Raw genomic sequence first — 17848 nt, 5'->3', positions numbered from 1 at the left:
CGCGGCGGCGGCGTACTGCGCGTGCGGCTGGTTCCTCGTGCATTTGGGTTGCCTGAAATCCCCTGCCGCCTCTATAATCGCCCTCCGGTCCAGAGAACCAGGAGGCGAATCGTGAAAAAACGCTATCCATTCCTCGCGCTGCGGTGGATCACTATAGCGCTGTGTCTCTCGTGCTGGTGCGGAGTTGTTCTGGCGCAAGCGTTCCCCAACGACAACGACGGCCTGCTGGACGTCGGCGAGGCGCCAGGCTTTCCCGCCGATCCGGCGAGCGCAACAGGCCTCGTCGATCTCAGCCATAAGTCGATTGAGGATCTCGACGGGGCAAGCCTGCTAACGAATGCGGAAACGATCTCACTACGCCAGAATCGCATTGCAGGCATCGAGTCGGGCGACTTCGTTGGCCTGGACAACTTGCAGAGTCTCGACCTGGTGGGCAACTCAATCGCCAACCTCGCGGCCGGAGCCTTTGATGGATTAAACAACTTGCATAGCCTCGATTTAACCTCCAATCAGCTTGCGAGCATCGAGTCCGGCAATTTCAACGGGCTGCCCAAGCTGCAACACCTGAGGTTGATGGAAAACCAGTTCACGAGCCTCACGCCTGAGTCCTTCCGGGGGTTGGACAGTCTGCAGAACCTCGAATTGGACGTCAACCGAATCGACCATATCGAACCCGGCGCATTTAGCGGACTGACGAACCTGCTTCGACTGACTCTGTTCTCAAACCGGTTCACGGGCTTCGAACCCGGCGCGTTCAGCGGCTTATCCGCGCTGGATATCCTGAGTCTGGATCAGAACCCCATCACCCGCCTTGAGGTCGGCGACTTCATCGGACTGTCCAATCTTCGAGTCCTGTCCTTCGGCCTGAATAACATTACGTCCATTGAACCAGGTTCCTTTGATGAGCTGACAAACCTGCAATCACTCGACCTGTATTTCAACAGAATCCCCGTGCTTCAGGCAGGCACCTTCAGCGGCCTGGCCAACTTGCAAATATTGAGTCTGCGGGAAGGAGTGCTACAAAGCATCGGCCCTGGGCAGTTCGTCGGGCTCGACAACCTGCAAACACTCCAGCTACATGGCAACTCAATCGACACGATTGAAGCAGGCACCTTTCTTCCCCTTGCCAACCTGCAGACGCTCGATGTGCGAGAAAACGCGATTGCAGATCTCGCGTCGGTCGACTTCAGTGAGTTGACATCGCTGCAAACGCTCAGGCTGGATGGCAATGATATTACTACGCTGAAGCCTGGAGACTTCGCAGGTCTCGCCACGCTGCAAACGCTCGATCTAGGAGGCAACCCCATCCACACTATCGAATCCGGTGCCTTCGCCGAGCTGAGTCATCTGCTGGAATTGAATCTCTTCTATGCCGATCTAACGGCGCTAAGGCCGGGTGACTTTAGTGGCTTGGAGAACCTGCGGGCGTTAAATCTCCTCAGAAATGAACTCGCCACGATTGAGCCGGGGACTTTTGTCGGATTGAGCAACCTGGAGTCACTGAACCTGCAAGACACGGAGATTTTTCATATCGAACCGGACATGTTCGCTGGATTGACGGGACTACGAACGCTTAATCTGCGCTCCAACCCAATCGGCGGAATCAACTCGGGCATCTTCCGCCACGTTTCCAATCTGGAAGAGCTAGACTTATCCTCAAGTCGAGTAAACTCGATCGAGCAGGGCACGTTCGCGGGGCTCGCTCAACTGCATACGCTACTGCTGAATGGCAACCTCCTCGGCACTTTGTATGCGGACGAATTCAGCGACCTGGTGAACCTGCAGTCACTTTGGCTAAGTGACAGCCGGATTCGCCGGATCGACGTCGACGCGTTCCGAGGCCTAGCGAACCTGGAAGTGCTGAAACTTAACCGCAACTATCTCACCAGCCTTGAGCCGGGGACGTTTGCCGAATTGTCTAATCTGCAGGAGCTCGATCTCACTCGCACCTTGTTGACGGAACTTGACTTTACGAACGCGATGTTCACGAACCTGCAGCCGGGTGGCTTCACGATCGATCAGGATGAAATTAGCTCGTTGGTGCTGGACAGTGCAAGCCTTTCACGGCAGTCGTTCGAGGTCATCCTGCAACAGACAACGTGGATTGTCGACGCGTCGCTGGTGCACACACGTTTTGTCGATTCGGCGCCAAGCGATCTCAACCAGCTGTTGAGTCTACCGCAGCTGGACCACGTGCGCATCGATGGATCGCTGTACGGGCGATATGCAGCAGAGTTCGATGCATTCGATACTCAGCCCGGCAATACGGTGACGATTGTACCCGAACCGGCCACCGCGGGATTGCTCATACTGCTGGCGGCTGTCGCTTGCCGATTGCGTTTCCGAACCTCCCAGCGAGCGGCTCGACCTCAGCCCTCCGCCAACCGTCGCAGCACGTCGGCTGTCTCTTCGAAGCCGATGCACGCGTCGGTGATGCTCTGCCCGTAGGTGAGTTGGCCCTTGCCGGTATCTTGCCGGCCGGCAACGAGGTGGCTTTCGAGCATCACCGCTTTGATCGCCGTTTGGCCGGCCGCGCGCTGTCGGGCGACTTCGGCGGCCACCACGGCTTGCCGCGCGGGGTCCTTCTCGCTGTTGCCGTGGCTGCAGTCGACCATCACCACCTCCGGCAGTCCGGCTTGAGCGAGCCGCTCGCAGGCCGCGGCGACTGCCTGTTCGGAGTAGTTGGGCCCCGTCTCGCGGCCGCCGCGCAACACCAAGTGGCAATAAGGATTGCCCGCGGTTTCGAGAATGGCCGGCATGCCAGCCTTGGTGAGCGACGGGAACAAATGCCGATGCCGCGCGGAGCGAATCGCATCGACCGCCACCTGGATGTCGCCATCGGTGCGATTCTTGATGCCCACCGGCATCGAAAGCCCTGAGGCCAACTCGCGATGCGTCTGGCTTTCGGCCGTGCGAGCGCCGATAGCGCCCCAACTGATCAGGTCGGTGTAGAACTGGCCCAGCGTGGTATCGAGGAACTCGGTGCCGGCCGGCAGTCCCATCTCGGCGATGTCGACCAACAACCGTCGCGCCAGTCGGAGCCCCTTGTTAATGTGGTACGAACCGTCGAGGTCCGGGTCGTTGATTAGCCCCTTCCAGCCGATCACGGTTCGCGGCTTCTCGAAGTACACCCGCATTACCACCAGTAGCTTCGACTCGACCTGCTCCACCAGCCCCAACAGCTTCTCGGCGTACTCCTCCGCGGCGGTGAGGTCGTGAATCGAACAAGGGCCCACCACCACCAGCAAGCGATCGTCGTCGCCATCCAAAATCCGCTCCACCGCCCGCCGGCCATCGGTCACGACCTGCCCCGCGGTGTCGGTCAACGGAATCTCCTCGGACAACAGCGCCGGCGTGAGGAGTGGGTGGGTCTTGGTGATGCGGAGGTCGTCGGTTTGCATATTGGTTGGGGTGGTTACGTATAGTGCTCGCTGACAAATTACTCTGTACTTAGAATTGTAGCGTTTGCTAGCTCGCAAGAGTTCCGAGGTCGAGGATCTTGTCGCGGCGGACTAAGTCACGCAAGCATGCCAAGTGAAGGCAGAAACCTTCGTCGGTCTCGATATCCAGTCCGACTGATTGTGGCGCTCCATCGTCTGGAACATGCACAACTAACTTCGCATCGCGGTCGGTAAATACAGAGTCCAACGACCACTTGCCATTTGCGGTCAGTGCGTTCGAAATGGTTGAGCCATCGATGGCGTCCAATTGCGTTTTCCCAACGTGGATGATGCGACACTTCAGCCCTAATGCTTCGATTTTTTGAGCTTCCGAGATCGCGTAGATCTTTCTCGTTCGCTCACAAAGAAGCGTTGGCGTTTTCATCGTCTTCTTTGCGGTCTGACGCGAGCCCGTGTTGTAGTCGGCGAGTTTCGCAGCCACGGTCCGCGGATCGCCCGTGTAACCGTCCGACCACACTTCGTAGAAGTCTTCCATTCGGGAAATCAAGAAGTCGGTGTCGATGTTGTCCATGGACTTTCCGGCGACAAGGGCTTACCCTGATTCTGCCTGCAGGGGCGTCGCTTGTCCAGGAAGCACTGATCGGTAGCCATATACCCACATTTCGAGACTCGACTCATGGCAAATCGTTCGTATCTCTATACACGCCACATTGGAGCAGAGGTTGAGTTTCGTGACATCGCCGAGTGGAACTCCGACATACCTCTCGCCCATCTAATTCTTGTCGGCGCGAATCCTACGCCGTGCAAGTCCGCGATTTGGACCGTCGACGAAAAGATCGCAATTGAAGGAGACGCGAGCGAGACTCGACCCGTGTTCCTCGCCTTTCTTGAATGGCTAACACCACAGGTAGACAGCGGATTTGCAACTTCTGCAAGCGAAGCTCGCGAGTATTTGATGCGGGAAGATCGGCAAGGAGAGAAGTTTCACCTTGAACTCGGCGAGATCTATGAGTTGGAAGGACTCGACCTACCGGAGATGGAATCGGAAACAGAAACCAATGCGGTGCTTGCAGAAGAGGTGTTTCTTGACGTGAAACGCGTAATCCACACTGAAGGATCCACGATCGACTCATTTGAGCATGAACAGTTGCGTGGAATATCTGACTGGCAGCAACAACTCGGGTGTTACTTCACGCACGTTGTCTATTTCAATCTGGGTTGACCGTTATCTAGTACCTCGGCGATTGCGAATGTGTTCATACATGTCGCGCGCGGTGGCAAAGTGCGGGTACGCGGTGTTGAGATTGCGACCTTGCGGCGTGTGCATGTCGGGCATTGTCGACTCTCCGTTCACCGATTTGTGAGTTCAAACTTGTCCCCCTTCGACAACGACTTCATCGACACGTCGTCCATCGAGCGCTTCGCGACGATGACAAACGAGTTGCCGAGCACGGTGGCCGTGTGGCCGTGGACTTCGATGGCCGTGCCCTCGTCGATGCCGACACCCAGCTTGTCGGGATGACGCGCCAGCGCGGTGAGCAGGCGGTTGATGCGGTTGCGGACCAGGAAGTGCTGATCGATCACGACGCCCGGCGCGAGATCGAAACCGGTGCGGATGTTCGGCTTGGGGTTGCCGCTGGCGATCATCACTTGCGATTGGATCGCAGCGCCAGCCGACGTGCCGCCGATCACGCCTCCGCGGCTAACGAGTGCTTTGAGCTCGCGCTCTACCGGGCCGCCGGCGTAGACCTTCGCCAACCGCGACTGCTGCCCACCACTAATCCAAACCGCATCGGCAGTGCGGAGCGGCTCGGCGAACTCTTCGCTGTCGGCGACAGCCCGGTCGCGCGTGTGCAGCACTTCCACGGTGGCGAATCCCCTGTCGGTCCATCGCTCGGTGATCGAGTCGGCGTTGGGCTCATTCCCGCCGGCAGTGGGGATCACAACCAACCGGGCGTCGGCTCCTCCGGCGAGATGGACAAACCGTTCGAAGATCGATGAGGGCAACTTACCACCGCCACAAATGACGAGCGCGCCAGAGGATGTTTCGGCGAGGGCGCTGGCCGGCAGACAGAATATCGCCGTGGCCAGTACTAAAACGAGGCGGGACACGGTTGCAGCGGGGTGGCAGATTTGCATGATCCAAGTCTTCGAGGTGAGTTGCGGCTTCGATTCTTAAGGTGCTAATCTACACCGCAAATCTTCGCAAACCAAACAATTTTTGGATGCCGTTGTCGAAGACTGGTGTTATGCTCAAGGACCCTTGGAGGTTCAACGTCTCTCAGTGGTGAAGAGTAGTGTAAGACTCTTGATTGCGTCGCATAAGCCATGAATCCTCCCGACAAACTGCTGTCGCTCGCACAGTCGCTACTGATGAAGAGCGATCTTTGCCAGATCAACGGCTTTGGAGATTCGCCATGCTGGTCGATTCGCGTCGCCGGATCCGGCGCTCTGGCGGTGTGGACTGAGTTTCGAGATCAGGCTCCTGAGACAAACTTCTGGCCCGTCATTGTGGGAGACATGTACGGACCTGAACATGGCGGCTCCGATGCGGCTGTTGAGTTGATGGCGCAATCGGCAACGGCCCTGCGAGAGATGTCCGACAAAGTACTGGATGTAACTCGACTGAAGAAGACTACTGCAGAGACGCTCGAAGAAGCACGACGCCTACCCTTCCTGCAGTGGGCGGAGCGTCAACGCAGCAAACAATTCTTAGTTGAAGAGCATCTGCGCAAGGCGGCGTACTTCGACAGCCTGGAAGGTGCATCATCGATGGCTGAGTTTCATCGCAGTGCCGCGTCGGCGCTCACCGATTTTCCCGACAAGCAGTTCGATCCCGCCGAGTATGACCTTCCTCCAAAGCTGAATCACAATCCACCTCAGCACGAACTGCACTGCCTCAAGTACTTTGATATCAAGGCTGGCGAGATGCGCGTGTCCGACTCCGTCACGTTGCTTTTCGTTCCCACGGAGCATTCCTGGGAGGTTCCCGCGTACTTGTTCTATTCTACTCTGGAAGACGAACGCCAGCCTCAAGTACACGTTGCGGCTTTGAAGTACTTGTTCGATAGTTTTGGAGCGGAACTAGTAAGCCTAGACAGCCGCATGATGGAGGTGATCCCCAAGTCGCGCCCCACGGATGCGACAGTGGCGCTTCAAGTTGCAGTCCAGCTTAATGCCTATTCCAGCTGCCCAGTAACATCGCAAAACGTGCTGCCCAAAGTCGACGAATTGGCCTACTATCTCATGGAAAGTGAGTACTGGAGCTTCTGCTGGCTCTGAGGAATGCAAGAGTCAGTCGTCCGAGACTCGCTCGAGTTCGAACACGACTTTCAGCTTCTCGCCCGCTTGGCATTCGATCTCTTTGCCGTTGGGATCCACCGGCCGATAGCCTTTGGGATACGCCTGCCACGCGACGCCGATGAGGTGCCTTCCGGGTTCGAACAACGCCTGGATGGTGCCGTTTTCGTCGGTTCGCACGCGGTCGCGGTGGACGATTCGCGTCGCTACTTCCCAGCCGGTGGTGTAGTGCAGATCCCGCCGTTGGAGGGATTCGCCGCTCCAGAAGTCGACGTTCTCCAAACCATCCCCGGTTTCTTTGTCGATCACCTGCACTTCTACCTGCGCGGCGGCAGGCAGCTCGGCAACGAAAGGTTCGGAAGGCGCCTGGTCGCCAACCACCAAGTCGACTTCCGTTTCCAGGTACGGAGTGCCATACTCGCGAAGGACATGAAGCTTGTACTCGCCTGGGGACATTCCCAAGTTGACGCGTCCCTGCGGATCGGTTGTTGCGAAAGTGCCGGCCCCTGACACAAACACCTTGGGAGCCGGCTCACCGGTATCGGCGTATATCACTTGTATGGGAACGTCCAAGGTTTTGCGGAAAGTGAGTTGAACGTCCTTCGTCGCATCGTACAGGCGGGACTTACCGTAGTACTTCGGCATGCCCGGTTGCGTGGCAAACCAGCCCCCGCCCCCCGAGAACCCCGAAGGTGGGTTCACCGTGACTCGGAATCGACAGCCGCTGGGCACGCCGGTGAACTCGAACCGTCCTTCGTCGTCGGTATGCGTGATCCACATCTCAGGCGGCACATCGGCGTTCAATAGCTCGAACCCATCGTTGTCCATCTCGTTGAATGGCCGCTGGTCCAAGCCCGCTACACGAGGGCCATAACCATTCGTCGGAATCTGTTCCGCATTCCAGATGGCGAGCTTGGTCTTGGGAACCGGCTTACCCGCTTCGTCGACAATCGTCCCCCGAATGGTCGCAGAGGTACGAAACGCCAAATCAAGTTCGATCTTGTCATCACCGTCGAAGTGCCTCGGTCGATCCCTATCTCTCCCCATGTAAGTGTTTGGGTTGGAATCCGGATAGTACCACTTCAGCGGTCGCCAACTAAAACCGTAACCATCGGCGGTGCCAAAGAGGATGAAACCACCATGGTCACGACCAGTGTTGGTGTCCGCACGCTCGACAGGGAGCTCGACATCTTCGAACTGGTACCGACCGTTCTCGTCCGTTCTGGTTTCGGCCAGGCGTTTCGAGTCCCACAGCACCCGTTGAGAAGATATGTAGATGGTCGCGCCCGAAATCGGACTGCCCTGCTGGTCAAAAGCCATTCCACTCACATTGATGGGGACCGTGTAGCTGTTGGACTTGGTGGGATCGTTCTTGGTTTCTTCGAAAGGTTCAGGCGACTCTTCCTTGGAGTCGGGCGTGGGCGGGGCGGGGTCCGCTGCACTCAGTGGCTGGGGATGCACAACCGCCACCACGGCGCATAGGCACAGACACATCGCGACGAGCAGCATGCCGCGCACCCGCCCTACGCCTGCGTGACTGCAATCGCTGCTGAGCATCGCACGGACGCGCTTCTCCAGGTTTCCGCCGCGGACGATTCCCACGGCCGCGGGCAGTGTCCGCTGGGCGAGGTTTCTCTCGGCGAGCGACACCAACTGGTCGGCGTATTCGGTGGCCCGCTCGCCCGAGCGCACCACCCAATCGTCGCACGCTTGCTCGCGCTCGCGTTGCATGTGCCGCAGGCACCACCACGCGAGCGGGTGGAACCAAAAGAGCGCGCACGCCAGGCGGCCGAGCGCTTGCAGCACCACGTCGAACCGCGCGACGTGCGCGAGCTCGTGCAGCAAGATCCTACGCCGCTCGGGGCTCGTGGCAGTGAACCCTGGAGGGATTACGATAGCCGGGCGGATCGTACCGCAAGTCATGGGAACGGTGACTGCCGAACTCTCGAGCATCGCAATGCGACGCATTAGTGGGTGCAGTGCGGTGACCTCGTTCAGGCTGCGATTCCACTCGGTATCGAGCAGTTCGCGGCACGCCCGACGCAAGCGTCGCACGCGGAATTCGCTCACCACGATTGCCGACGTTAGCGCAAGGGCCCCCAACAGCCACACTGCCAGAGCGACTGCAGTCCATCGCACAGGCGAAGCAGCGGGCGCCGGTTCGATCACGCGTTCCGTAGCCGCGTTTGTTACCGCGCTGGCAACAACGGCCGACTTCCCTGCGGTCGTTTGCGTAGTGTTGGGCGCATCGACTGCGGTTGCTGTTGGCGGAGCGGGCGCGGCTGGTTGGTGCGCTGTGGGCGTCTCTGTCTTGAGCAGTCCGGCGAGCAGCGGTACTTCCCAGCGCGGCAGACTTTGAGAGAGCCAAGGCAGTGCCATCGTGGATAGCAAGGCCGACGCCAGTACCGCGTGTCGCACCGCGGCCGACGATCGCCTCAGCAACCGCACTGCCAGCGCGGCCAGGAGCAAGACTACCGTCGCTTTGACCGTGACATCGAGCACGTCGAAGGGAAACGCGTTTTCCACAAGGTTCAGGAGTTCTGCTAGTCGCGGCATTCTACTTCCCCTCTTTTCGTGCCTTCCGAACGATGGACTCAATCCGCTTCAGCTCATCTGCTCCCACACTTTCGGCGTCGAGAATCGCCGCCACTGCGTCGGTGGCCGACCCTTTGAAGAACGTCGCGAGCAAATGCTGCAGCGCCGACTTGCTTGCCTGCTCGCGCGACTGCGTCGCCCGGTAGACGTATCGCTTGCCACTTTGCCGGTGCGTGAGCAGCCCCTTCGATTCCAGCAGGCGCACCATGGTGCGGACCGACGAATAGCCCGGCGGGTCGGGGATCTGACTGCGAACGTCGCTTACCGACGCTTCGCCGAGCTGATGGATCGCGTCCATAATTTGGCGCTCACGACGCCCCAGGTCGCTGGAACTGGGTTTCTTCTTGGCCATGGTTTTTGTAGCCCCAACCCCATGTGGCAATCAGTTAACACGTGTGAATATATTGCCACTTGGCGGCGGTGTCAACTCAATTCTGTGGTTGCTGGGAAAAAACGCTGGGACTCATGGACTATTCCCGGCGAGTCGGAAGCGTTAGCGCCAGGAGTGAGTTTGCAAGGAAGGCAACCACAGAGATTCCAGAAGCCGCAACCAAAGATGTTTGAACAGGAGCAAACAGAGGGAACAGAGATACAAAGCCGCACGTTGGTGGTCGCGCAGCGAGATGAGCCACGGATGAACACTGATGGGCACGGACTTTTGACAGAGCAGCATTGAACGAGAGCAGCTCCGAAGGAGCGAAATAGGATAGCCCAGGGCAAACGAAGCGAGGAACGAGCGAAGTGCCGCCCTGGGTTACGTGTCGAGCCACCCCTGCGGTCGAGGAGGAAACCTCTCCACTAGCCGGACTGCGACCGAGACCGCAAGTGAGCCGCGAACTGCCTTGCCAGAAGATTTGCGCAGGCTGCGATAAATCGAGACTTTAGTAGCGCAGAGGTTAGCTACATCAGGGAACACGCGCTGCCAGATAATCGTCCAAGCGAGGGTTGATTCGCTTGGCGAAGATGCCGTGATAGGTCGGCAGGCGGATGGACCACAGAAGAATCGCGAGCGTCACTGGCAGGACTGCGAGCGTGACATTCAGTGGCGTCATCCGATTTAGTAGCACACAGGCGACGCAGATGGCCACGAAGCATGCCGCCCAGATCAGCTCCGGCTTGCGAGGGATGCGAAAGATGTTGCAGAACAGGAAGAAATGCAGCACTACCAAAAGGCCAAGAAACGTGTACCCCGCTGTTGCGTTCCAAAATAGAGCCGTCAGCGCGACGGTGACCAACAGGACCGCCACGTCCGACTTCGACAAGCGGAAGCCCCACGTGCGAGGGCGCCGATTTCCTGACGCCATCGCTCAAACTGTTGCCCGGCGGTCAGGTGAAGCATTACTAGACTGCATCTATTATAGCGGCGCGATCGCTCGGCAACGCCTTGGCCATCGCCCGGTCTGGCGGTATCCTGAAGTGGTAGGCGAACCACCTCATGGAGGGCGTATCGATGCGTCAGCAGCCGAATCGGGCAGCCTGGATTCATGACAACGGTGTCTCTTGCGAGCCACCGCCGGTACCGCGGAGTCGACTCTAGCAAGCTACTTGTTCCACGAGCCGTACCAGTGATTCTGATACGCGCCGCTGTTCCTGCGTCCCGCCGGAACAGGCTTGCCGGTGGTCACGCCGGGGTCAAGGTTATACACCGTGGCGCCGGGGTTGGCGGTGTAGCCAACATTGCCCTGCAGCTTCCGCTGCTGAACGTAATTGGACTGGGCAGAAGCGGTACGTGCACGGGCCTGCTGCTCTGGCCGGACCACAGCCGTATAGGCGTTGCCAGACAGGTTCCCGCCGAGCACTGCGCCGCTGACATAGGGACTGACATTCGGATTGCTGCGGTAGTACTTGTCGTACAAGTAGCGATTGGTGCCATAGCCTACGCCGGGGGTGTTGCCCCACATCTTCTGATAGGCTTGGCCGTAGCTCGTTTCGGCGCACGCCTGGCGGGTTGCCAGCAAGGCCGGCAGCAGCATGGCGATGCACAGAACAGTTTTGAATGCCGCCGTCTTATTTAACATGGTTGAGGGCTCCTTCAATTGGCCACTTACTCGACCGAACCGTCGAACCGTTGCATGATCTCTTTCCAATTGGTAATCACCACGTTCTTCTTGGCAAGCTCCGCTTTAACTGCCTCGGTGTTCCAGACTTCCGCGTCCCACACGCGTTGCTGCCATTGGGGATCCATCGCCCGCAGGGCCGGGCTATCGCTGGCGGGGGCGCAGGCCAATTGGGTCAGGCCCGGCGGCAACTCCGCGATCATCTTGGCGGTCGCTGCGGCCTTGGCTTCCAGCGTGTCTGCTTGCGGCAGGATGAGAAAATCTCGCACCTTGGGGAACGGATAGTCCTCCAACGCTTGAACCAGCGTGTCGGGCACGGGGAAACCATCTTGGCGAAAACGCTCCGCAAGCTCCGGCGTCAGGTCGATCACCACCGCGGGGATCCACTGTTCGCGGGCGATTCGCAGGTACATCTCCGCCAGATCGGGACGCGAGTACAAAGCGCCCAGGTGCGTGGTGAAGTGCGTTGGCTTCAGCCCCATGCGATCGGCGTGCAGCAATTGCATACGCAGTTCCTGCTCCACGTCTTCCGCCCGGGCGTTGACCATGATCTGCACGACGTTTGCCCACTGGTAACCATCGCGGTCCACCAGCGTGGGCACATCGCGGCTGTTGCTGATCGGCTTCCAACGATAGCGGGCCAAGTGGCTGTTGAGTGTGAAGTCGAGACCGATGTCCAGTTTGCCATGCTCCTGGCGCCACTGGGCTGCGTCGGCAAACCAGGGACAAGTCGGCATGGCGCTGGCCGAACTTACCACGCCAGCGGTCATTAGTTTCTCGATGGCTTCATTCGACTCGAAGCTGAGCCCCATGCGGTGAGCGTGGATCACCAGCACCTTGGCGTCGGCCGGATAGCCAAGCCGAGTGGCCCAGTCGTCGGCCATCGCGTGCGAGGAGAAGAGCAGTGCAAATGCGAGTAGCGTTTGGACCGTATGCGCAGCAAACCTGCGGAGGAACAACGACATGGAACTCATGATGCGGTACTCAATTCAGAAAAAGGCATTGAAACTACTGGCCGTAGCAAATCACCGGAGAAAAGCTACCGAATATTGTAGCTTACCGTAGAAGCAGGTGCATATTTCCGTACGCTTTGGGCGACTAAAAAGCCCCGTTTCGCGGTGCTATAGTGGTATTTTCGCCTTTCCGAACTCCACCGCGAGCACCACGATGACTAGCCACTGGTTTCCCCGCCTTATCGCTCGATCCGCTGCAATCCTGCTGGTGGCCCTCTCCGCCCGCGGTGCGACGGCCGACAATTGGGAAGCCTACCAACTATGGTACGACGAGCCAGCCGCGAACTGGAACGAGGCGCTGCCGGTGGGCAACGGCCGCTTGGGCGCGATGTGCTTTGGCGGAACGACCGACGCCCGGATTCAACTGAACGAAGAGTCGGTGTGGGCCGGACCGCCAGTGCCACAGAACACACCCGCCATGCGCGCAGCCCTGCCCGCAGCCCGCGAGGCGTGGTTCGCTGGCGACTACGCCAAGGCGCACCAGCTTTTACAGCCAGCCATGGCCAAACGCATCTCGCCGCGCAGCTATCAGACGCTGGGCGATTTGCGGATCTCACCCATCGGTACACGGGGAGAGGTGACCAACTATCGCCGCGAGTTGGACCTCGACACGGCTATCGCCACGACCACGTTCGACATGAACAAAATCACGTACAAACGCGAGGTATTCGCCTCGCCGGTCGACGACGTACTGGTGGTCCGCGTTACAGCCAGCCAGCCAGGTAAGCTGAACTTGCGGGCGTGGATCGATCGGCCAGTCGACTTCGAACTCGCCACCGATCCGTTGGGAAGGGTCACCATGACCGGCCAGGCGCAACACAAGGGAAAGCACCTCGGTACGTTCTGGCAGGCGACGCTCGCAGCCAGAAACGATGGTGGCGACAAGCAACTGAAGGGCAACGAGTTTGCGATCACTGGCGCCGATAGCGTGACGTTTTTGCTCGCAGCGGCGACCGACTATAGCGCCGACTCGCCCGAAACCCGCTCGCCAGAAGTTCCCGCCGAGCTGGTAGCCGCCAGCTTCAAGCAAATCGAAGGCAAATCGTTTGACGAACTCCGCAAACACCACATCGCCGCCCATCGCGAGTACTTCCGCCGGGTGTACCTGGACCTCGGCGATAAATCAGACAATACCCTACCGACCGACAAGCGACTCGAGCGCGTGAAGCGCGGCGAAACCGACACCGCGCTCGAAGCACTCCTCTTTCAGTATGGGCGGTACTTGCTGATCAGTTCGTCGCGTCCCGGCTGCCTGCCGGCCAACTTGCAGGGTATCTGGAACCAGCACATCGAAGCACCGTGGAACGCCGACTACCACGTGAACATCAACCTGCAGATGAACTACTGGCCCGCCGAAGTCACCGGGCTCAGCGAACTGCACGGGCCGATGCTCGACTACACCGAACGACTCGTGCCAGCAGGCCGCGAGACCGCCCGCGAGATGTTCGCCGCCCGCGGCGCTACCAGTGGGCACACCAGCGACGTGTGGCACTGGACGACCGTGTTCGGCGACCTTGGGTACGGCATGTGGCCGCATGGATTGGCGTGGAACTCCACGCACTTCACCGAGCACTACCGCTTTACCGGCGACAAACAGTTCCTCCGCGAGCGGGCGTATCCGCTACTGCGCGAGGTGTCGTCGTTTTACCTCGACTACCTCACGCCCGACCCCGAAACCGGTCTGCTCATGGCCGGGCCCGACACCTCGCCTGAGAACTCTTACGGCGCCGGCGGCCAGCGCTACTCCGTGTCGATGGGCTCGAGCATGAGCCAGCAAATGGCGTGGGAAGCGTTCACGTCGACGCTCGAAGCGGCCGAAGTGCTTGGTGAAAGCGACGCGCTGCTGGACGAAATTCGCGCAGCGCGCGAAAAGCTCTACCTGCCGCAGATTGGCGACGATGGCCGGCTGATGGAGTGGAGCAAACCGTTCGACGAGCCGGAACCCGGCCACCGCCACATGTCGCACCTGTTCGCAGTGCACCCCGGGCGGCAATACAACCAGCGGCAGTCGCCGGAAATGCTGGCTGCCGCGCGCAAGACGATCGACTACCGCCTGTCGCACGGCGGCGGCCACACCGGCTGGAGCCGCGCATGGATCATCAACTTCTTCGCCCGCTTCGGCGAAGGCAACCTCGCGCAAGAGAACATCCAGGCGCTATTGGCCAAGAGCACGCACCCCAACCTGCTGGACAATCACCCCCCGTTCCAGATCGACGGCAACTTCGGCGCCACCGCCGGCATCGCCGAAATGCTCCTGCAATCGCACACCCAACAAAACGGACCGGCAGGCGCCTACGAAATCGAACTCCTCCCCGCCCTACCCAACGCCTGGCCGACCGGCAAAGTAACCGGCCTCCGCGCGCGCGGCGGCTTTAAGGTCGACATTGCTTGGGAGGATGGCAAGCTGACTTCGGCGACGATCACGTCGCTGGGTGGGAAAAGTGCGATTCTGGTTTATGGGAGGCACCGTTTGGGAGTGGAGCTTGAGTCGGGGGAGAATTTGGAGGTGGATGGGGAGTTGGAGGTTGTGGGGCAATAGGGAGTGGGACTATCCTCGCCTGTGAATTTGTCTCGCCTACCAACTGCACGGTTGACGAAGATGCACGAAGCTGAACTCAAGAAACACGAGCTGCTGCAATATCGCACCGAGATCGAATCGACTGCCCTCGACTGCTTCGCCGGGATACCGGTGGAGCAGGATTCCGTATCCTACTTTGGCGGTTTTCCAATCGTCGACGACGACTTTGTGTGGCCAACGAAGAAGGGATACCCGCTCAACTTCGTTGGGCAGTTGAATTGCAGCGAACTAGATTTGATTCCAATCGAAAATGGACGTTTGCTGTTCTTCTACGACCTTCGGCACTGGGGCTACTCCCCAAAAGACCTTGGCCATGCGGTGGTGCTGCATCAGCAAGGCAACAACCAGCTTGAGGCATCGGACTTGCCCAGCTGCCAGGTCAAACGGCTGTTTGGTTGGCTGAAAAGCACTGTGCAGCCAAAGGTGTATGAGCGCGTGAACGTGACCATTCGCCCTGAACGAAGCTATCCGCCATGGATGCGAAATAGCATCGAATTCGCAGATAGCGGCTACGAAGAGGCCTACGCTGAATTCTGTGCGGAAGTATGTCCCGAAATTCAGTTCGGCGGAAATCCTTACCCGATCCAAAATGACGACATGGAGCGCGATTGCGTCGCGGCCTTCGACTACGGGCAACCAGAAGATTGGCGACTACTGCTTCAGCTCTTCGAGGTCGGCGATATGATGTGGGGAGACGCGGGCGTCCTGTACTGGTTCATCCATAAGGACGACCTCCGAAGCGGTCGATTGGATCGAGTTTGGATGGTCACCCAGTGTCACTAGACCGGGGTCGCTCCTCTTGTTGCATCGAGCGCGAGATGTGTATGCTCTAGCACTCAATCACGTTGCGTCTGGGGTTTGCAGGCTCGACACTATTCGATCCGCAGTAAGAAGGGGGCGTCCGATGTCTGTATTTCCCGTTGCCAAGTTGCAACCATTCGATGCAACGCTATCCGGAGAGCCGGATGAGGCCGAATTGCAGATTCCACTAGTGCCGTTCGAACTCGATGACTTGAGTGTCGAAACGGAGATTGTGTGCGATTGCATTGAACTTCCGACGTTGGACCTTGCCGCCCTGTCGAAGCAAAGCTTCGACTTTCCGACCAATCCCGACGACGGGTGCATCGACGCTTCTGTGTACATCGAGCATGCCCACCATCCGGTCGACATCACGAGAATTGCCTTCGGCGCCCTGGAGAATGGCAAGCTATCCGCCCAGTTGGATTTGACCATCCTGTTCTCTCACGAAGGCCTCAGAGAATTCGAGGACGTGCAGTGCACCCTGCCGATTAGCATCGTTGACGAGTGACAGTTTACCGCCACGTCCTCGACATTGCGCAGCGGGTAGCACGGATAGCCGGTGCTACCCGCAGGACTCTATTCAAATGAGTATCCATGTTTGTTTTGCCGACTGCAGCGTGGTAGAATAGAGAATCCCGACATAGCCTGCTGAACACTCATCCCATGCCAAAGCTCGACTATCGCAATATCGAAATCGACTCCGAACGATGCGGGGGCCAGCCGGTCGTTGTGGGGACGCGTATCCGTGTCGCGACGGTCCTGACGTGCTACCGTCATGGCATGAGTGTCGAGGAGATCACCCAACAGTATCCCTCGCTCAAACCGGCGGACGTTCATGACGCTCTGGCCTACGCTTACGATCACATTGCGGAAATTGAACGGGCGCTTGCCGATGATGATGAGCTCGTAGCCAAGCAAAAACTCCGCCAGGGCAATGCCGGTCCGTGAGCAATATCCGACTCTTCATTGACGAAGATGTCTATGGTGCCGTTACGATTGCCTTGCGCGCAGCGGGTGTCGATGTGACATCGACGCCTGAAACAGGTCGTATCAGCGAATCGGATGTATCCCAACTCGAGTGGGCAATTCAAGAGCAGCGGGCGATCGTCACGTTCAATGTTGGTGACTTCGTGGAGTTGCACACGAACTGGCTTACCGCTGGCCAGCACCATTGCGGTATTATCGTGTCGTCCCAGCGACCAATTGGTGACGTGATTGCGAGGTTGTTGAACCTGGTGGGTAGTCTAGACGAAAACGCCATGCGGGACCGACTCGAATTCCTCTCCGATTGGTGAGCAACTCAGGCCATTGTCGCTTCCACCTACTTCCGCACCGGCCCGCCCGCGACGCCCAGCCGCGCGATCACGCCGAGCGCCGCGAACACTTCGCGGTAGTTGATCTTCGACTGGCCGAACCGGCGGTCTTCGAAAGTGATCGGCACTTCGGCGAAGCGGCAGTCGATTCTGCGGCAGCGGTAGAGCAACTCTTGCAGCACCGCGTAGCCGCGTGCTTTGACGAGCGACAGGTCGAGTTCTTTCAGCTTCGCTACACGGTAGCAGCGGAAGCTGCCGCTGGTGTCTTGTGGCGCAAGACGCAGCAGCGTGCGGGCGTAGGTGTTGATGCACCAGCTCATCACGCGGCGTTTGGCGCCCCAGTCGACGACCTGGCCGCCGGGGATGTAGCGCGAGCCGATGGCCACGTCGGCGGTGTCCATCGCCGCGCGGAGCGCGGGAATGTATCGCGGGTGGTGGCTGAAGTCGGCGTCCATGTTCAGCAGGTACTCGTAGTCGTGGTCGATCGCGTACTGCATGGCTGCCAACAGCGCCGTGCCAAGGCCCATCTTCTTCGCGCGGTGCATCACGTGCACGCGCGGGTCGGCGGCCGACATCTCGTCGGCCAACTCGCCGGTGCCGTCGGGTGAGCCGTCGTCGACCACCAGGACGTGGGCGTCGGGCGCGTGCTCGTGGATCGACTCGATGAGCGGGCGCAGGTTCTCGCGCTCGTTGTACGTGCACAGCGAGACGAGCAGCGAGCCGTGCTGCGTTCGGTGGGCGGCTTCAGAGTCATCCATGCTGGTTGCCGTGGGAGAGCGGGCGTGCAGTA

The 17848-nt window shown here is 59.1% G+C and carries 17 protein-coding genes; 8 read left to right on the top strand and 9 right to left on the bottom strand.

Annotated elements, in window-relative coordinates; translation table 11 throughout:
• Positions 1–111: 111 nt before the first annotated feature.
• Positions 112–2448 (top strand): leucine-rich repeat domain-containing protein, encoded by a 2337-nt coding sequence (locus ACQK2L_RS09010; protein WP_425396617.1) that lies wholly within the window; start codon positions 112–114, stop codon positions 2446–2448.
• Here ACQK2L_RS09010 and ACQK2L_RS09005 read toward each other — a convergent pair.
• On the bottom strand, positions 2370–3401 hold the full coding sequence (locus tag ACQK2L_RS09005; RefSeq protein ID WP_425396616.1) for a 3-deoxy-7-phosphoheptulonate synthase: 1032 nt from the start codon (positions 3399–3401) through the stop codon (positions 2370–2372). The two genes, ACQK2L_RS09010 and ACQK2L_RS09005, sit on opposite strands and share 79 nt — an antisense overlap.
• Positions 3402–3468: 67 nt before the next feature.
• A complete protein-coding gene (locus ACQK2L_RS09000; protein WP_425396615.1) occupies positions 3469–3972 on the bottom strand; it encodes a hypothetical protein in 504 nt (167 codons plus the stop codon).
• 105 nt (positions 3973–4077) lie between these two features.
• On the opposite strand from ACQK2L_RS09000, the gene ACQK2L_RS08995 reads away from it, so the two are divergent.
• A complete protein-coding gene (locus tag ACQK2L_RS08995) occupies positions 4078–4623 on the top strand; it encodes a hypothetical protein (protein WP_425396614.1) in 546 nt (181 codons plus the stop codon).
• Between the two features lie 128 nt (positions 4624–4751).
• On the opposite strand, the gene ACQK2L_RS08990 is transcribed toward ACQK2L_RS08995, so the two are convergent.
• Positions 4752–5513: a cyanophycinase gene (locus ACQK2L_RS08990; protein WP_425396613.1), complete on the bottom strand. Its 762-nt coding sequence runs from the start codon at positions 5511–5513 to the stop codon at positions 4752–4754.
• Between the two features lie 216 nt (positions 5514–5729).
• Here ACQK2L_RS08990 and ACQK2L_RS08985 point away from each other — a divergent pair, with 216 nt between their 5' ends.
• Positions 5730–6683, top strand: coding sequence for a DUF4253 domain-containing protein (locus tag ACQK2L_RS08985; RefSeq protein WP_425396612.1), 954 nt, complete (start codon positions 5730–5732; stop codon positions 6681–6683).
• 12 nt (positions 6684–6695) lie between these two features.
• Here the strand turns inward: ACQK2L_RS08985 and ACQK2L_RS08980 are convergent, their stop codons facing one another.
• From ACQK2L_RS08980 to ACQK2L_RS08960, 5 genes are all read right to left on the bottom strand, one after another.
• Positions 6696–9257 carry a M56 family metallopeptidase gene (locus ACQK2L_RS08980; protein WP_425396611.1) on the bottom strand — a complete coding sequence of 854 codons (2562 nt, stop codon included), beginning with the start codon at positions 9255–9257 and terminating at the stop codon, positions 6696–6698.
• Between the two features lies 1 nt (position 9258).
• Positions 9259–9648, bottom strand: a complete 390-nt coding sequence (locus ACQK2L_RS08975; RefSeq protein WP_425396610.1) for a BlaI/MecI/CopY family transcriptional regulator — start codon at positions 9646–9648, stop codon at positions 9259–9261.
• A 553-nt stretch (positions 9649–10201) separates the two neighbouring features.
• Positions 10202–10600, bottom strand: coding sequence for a hypothetical protein (locus ACQK2L_RS08970; RefSeq protein WP_425396609.1), 399 nt, complete (start codon positions 10598–10600; stop codon positions 10202–10204).
• Positions 10601–10837: 237 nt separating this feature from the next.
• Positions 10838–11314, bottom strand: a complete 477-nt coding sequence (locus ACQK2L_RS08965) for a hypothetical protein (RefSeq protein WP_425396608.1) — start codon at positions 11312–11314, stop codon at positions 10838–10840.
• Positions 11315–11340: 26 nt separating this feature from the next.
• On the bottom strand, positions 11341–12327 hold the full coding sequence (locus tag ACQK2L_RS08960) for a polysaccharide deacetylase family protein (RefSeq protein ID WP_425396607.1): 987 nt from the start codon (positions 12325–12327) through the stop codon (positions 11341–11343).
• A gap of 193 nt (positions 12328–12520) precedes the next feature.
• Here ACQK2L_RS08960 and ACQK2L_RS08955 point away from each other — a divergent pair, with 193 nt between their 5' ends.
• The 5 genes from ACQK2L_RS08955 to ACQK2L_RS08935 all read left to right on the top strand — a co-directional run bounded on the left by ACQK2L_RS08955 (position 12521) and on the right by ACQK2L_RS08935 (position 17040).
• Positions 12521–14905 (top strand): glycoside hydrolase family 95 protein, encoded by a 2385-nt coding sequence (locus tag ACQK2L_RS08955; protein ID WP_425396606.1) that lies wholly within the window; start codon positions 12521–12523, stop codon positions 14903–14905.
• 60 nt (positions 14906–14965) lie between these two features.
• Positions 14966–15727: a DUF1963 domain-containing protein gene (locus tag ACQK2L_RS08950; RefSeq protein WP_425396605.1), complete on the top strand. Its 762-nt coding sequence runs from the start codon at positions 14966–14968 to the stop codon at positions 15725–15727.
• A 121-nt stretch (positions 15728–15848) separates the two neighbouring features.
• Complete coding sequence (locus tag ACQK2L_RS08945) at positions 15849–16253, top strand: hypothetical protein (RefSeq protein WP_425396604.1); 405 nt, start codon at positions 15849–15851, stop codon at positions 16251–16253.
• A gap of 155 nt (positions 16254–16408) precedes the next feature.
• The gene (locus ACQK2L_RS08940) at positions 16409–16693 is read left to right on the top strand and encodes a DUF433 domain-containing protein (RefSeq protein WP_425396603.1); all 285 of its coding nucleotides are present in this window, start codon (positions 16409–16411) and stop codon (positions 16691–16693) included.
• Positions 16690–17040, top strand: coding sequence for a DUF5615 family PIN-like protein (locus tag ACQK2L_RS08935; protein ID WP_425396602.1), 351 nt, complete (start codon positions 16690–16692; stop codon positions 17038–17040). The genes ACQK2L_RS08940 and ACQK2L_RS08935 overlap by 4 nt, the downstream gene beginning before the upstream one ends.
• A gap of 26 nt (positions 17041–17066) precedes the next feature.
• Here the strand turns inward: ACQK2L_RS08935 and ACQK2L_RS08930 are convergent, their stop codons facing one another.
• Complete coding sequence (locus ACQK2L_RS08930; RefSeq protein WP_425396601.1) at positions 17067–17816, bottom strand: polyprenol monophosphomannose synthase; 750 nt, start codon at positions 17814–17816, stop codon at positions 17067–17069.
• Positions 17817–17848: the final 32 nt, after the last annotated feature.

The sequence above is a fragment of the Aeoliella sp. genome, assembly GCF_965227375.1.
Classification (GTDB): domain Bacteria; phylum Planctomycetota; class Planctomycetia; order Pirellulales; family Lacipirellulaceae; genus Aeoliella.
The sequence above is the reverse complement of the archived record's forward strand: the minus strand, read 5'-3'. Positions and strand labels throughout refer to the sequence as shown.

What these genes read in the sequence shown, in the direction of transcription:
- ACQK2L_RS09005 (WP_425396616.1), bottom strand. Translation starts at nt 3,401, where the DNA reads ATGCAAACCGACGACCTCCGCATCACCAAGACCCACCCACTCCTCACG.
- ACQK2L_RS09000 (WP_425396615.1), bottom strand. Translation starts at nt 3,972, where the DNA reads ATGGACAACATCGACACCGACTTCTTGATTTCCCGAATGGAAGACTTC.
- ACQK2L_RS08995 (WP_425396614.1), top strand. Translation starts at nt 4,078, where the DNA reads ATGGCAAATCGTTCGTATCTCTATACACGCCACATTGGAGCAGAGGTT.
- ACQK2L_RS08985 (WP_425396612.1), top strand. Translation starts at nt 5,730, where the DNA reads ATGAATCCTCCCGACAAACTGCTGTCGCTCGCACAGTCGCTACTGATG.
- ACQK2L_RS08980 (WP_425396611.1), bottom strand. Translation starts at nt 9,257, where the DNA reads ATGCCGCGACTAGCAGAACTCCTGAACCTTGTGGAAAACGCGTTTCCC.
- ACQK2L_RS08975 (WP_425396610.1), bottom strand. Translation starts at nt 9,648, where the DNA reads ATGGCCAAGAAGAAACCCAGTTCCAGCGACCTGGGGCGTCGTGAGCGC.
- ACQK2L_RS08970 (WP_425396609.1), bottom strand. Translation starts at nt 10,600, where the DNA reads ATGGCGTCAGGAAATCGGCGCCCTCGCACGTGGGGCTTCCGCTTGTCG.
- ACQK2L_RS08965 (WP_425396608.1), bottom strand. Translation starts at nt 11,314, where the DNA reads ATGTTAAATAAGACGGCGGCATTCAAAACTGTTCTGTGCATCGCCATG.
- ACQK2L_RS08960 (WP_425396607.1), bottom strand. Translation starts at nt 12,327, where the DNA reads ATGAGTTCCATGTCGTTGTTCCTCCGCAGGTTTGCTGCGCATACGGTC.
- ACQK2L_RS08955 (WP_425396606.1), top strand. Translation starts at nt 12,521, where the DNA reads ATGACTAGCCACTGGTTTCCCCGCCTTATCGCTCGATCCGCTGCAATC.
- ACQK2L_RS08950 (WP_425396605.1), top strand. Translation starts at nt 14,966, where the DNA reads ATGCACGAAGCTGAACTCAAGAAACACGAGCTGCTGCAATATCGCACC.
- ACQK2L_RS08945 (WP_425396604.1), top strand. Translation starts at nt 15,849, where the DNA reads ATGTCTGTATTTCCCGTTGCCAAGTTGCAACCATTCGATGCAACGCTA.
- ACQK2L_RS08940 (WP_425396603.1), top strand. Translation starts at nt 16,409, where the DNA reads ATGCCAAAGCTCGACTATCGCAATATCGAAATCGACTCCGAACGATGC.
- ACQK2L_RS08930 (WP_425396601.1), bottom strand. Translation starts at nt 17,816, where the DNA reads ATGGATGACTCTGAAGCCGCCCACCGAACGCAGCACGGCTCGCTGCTC.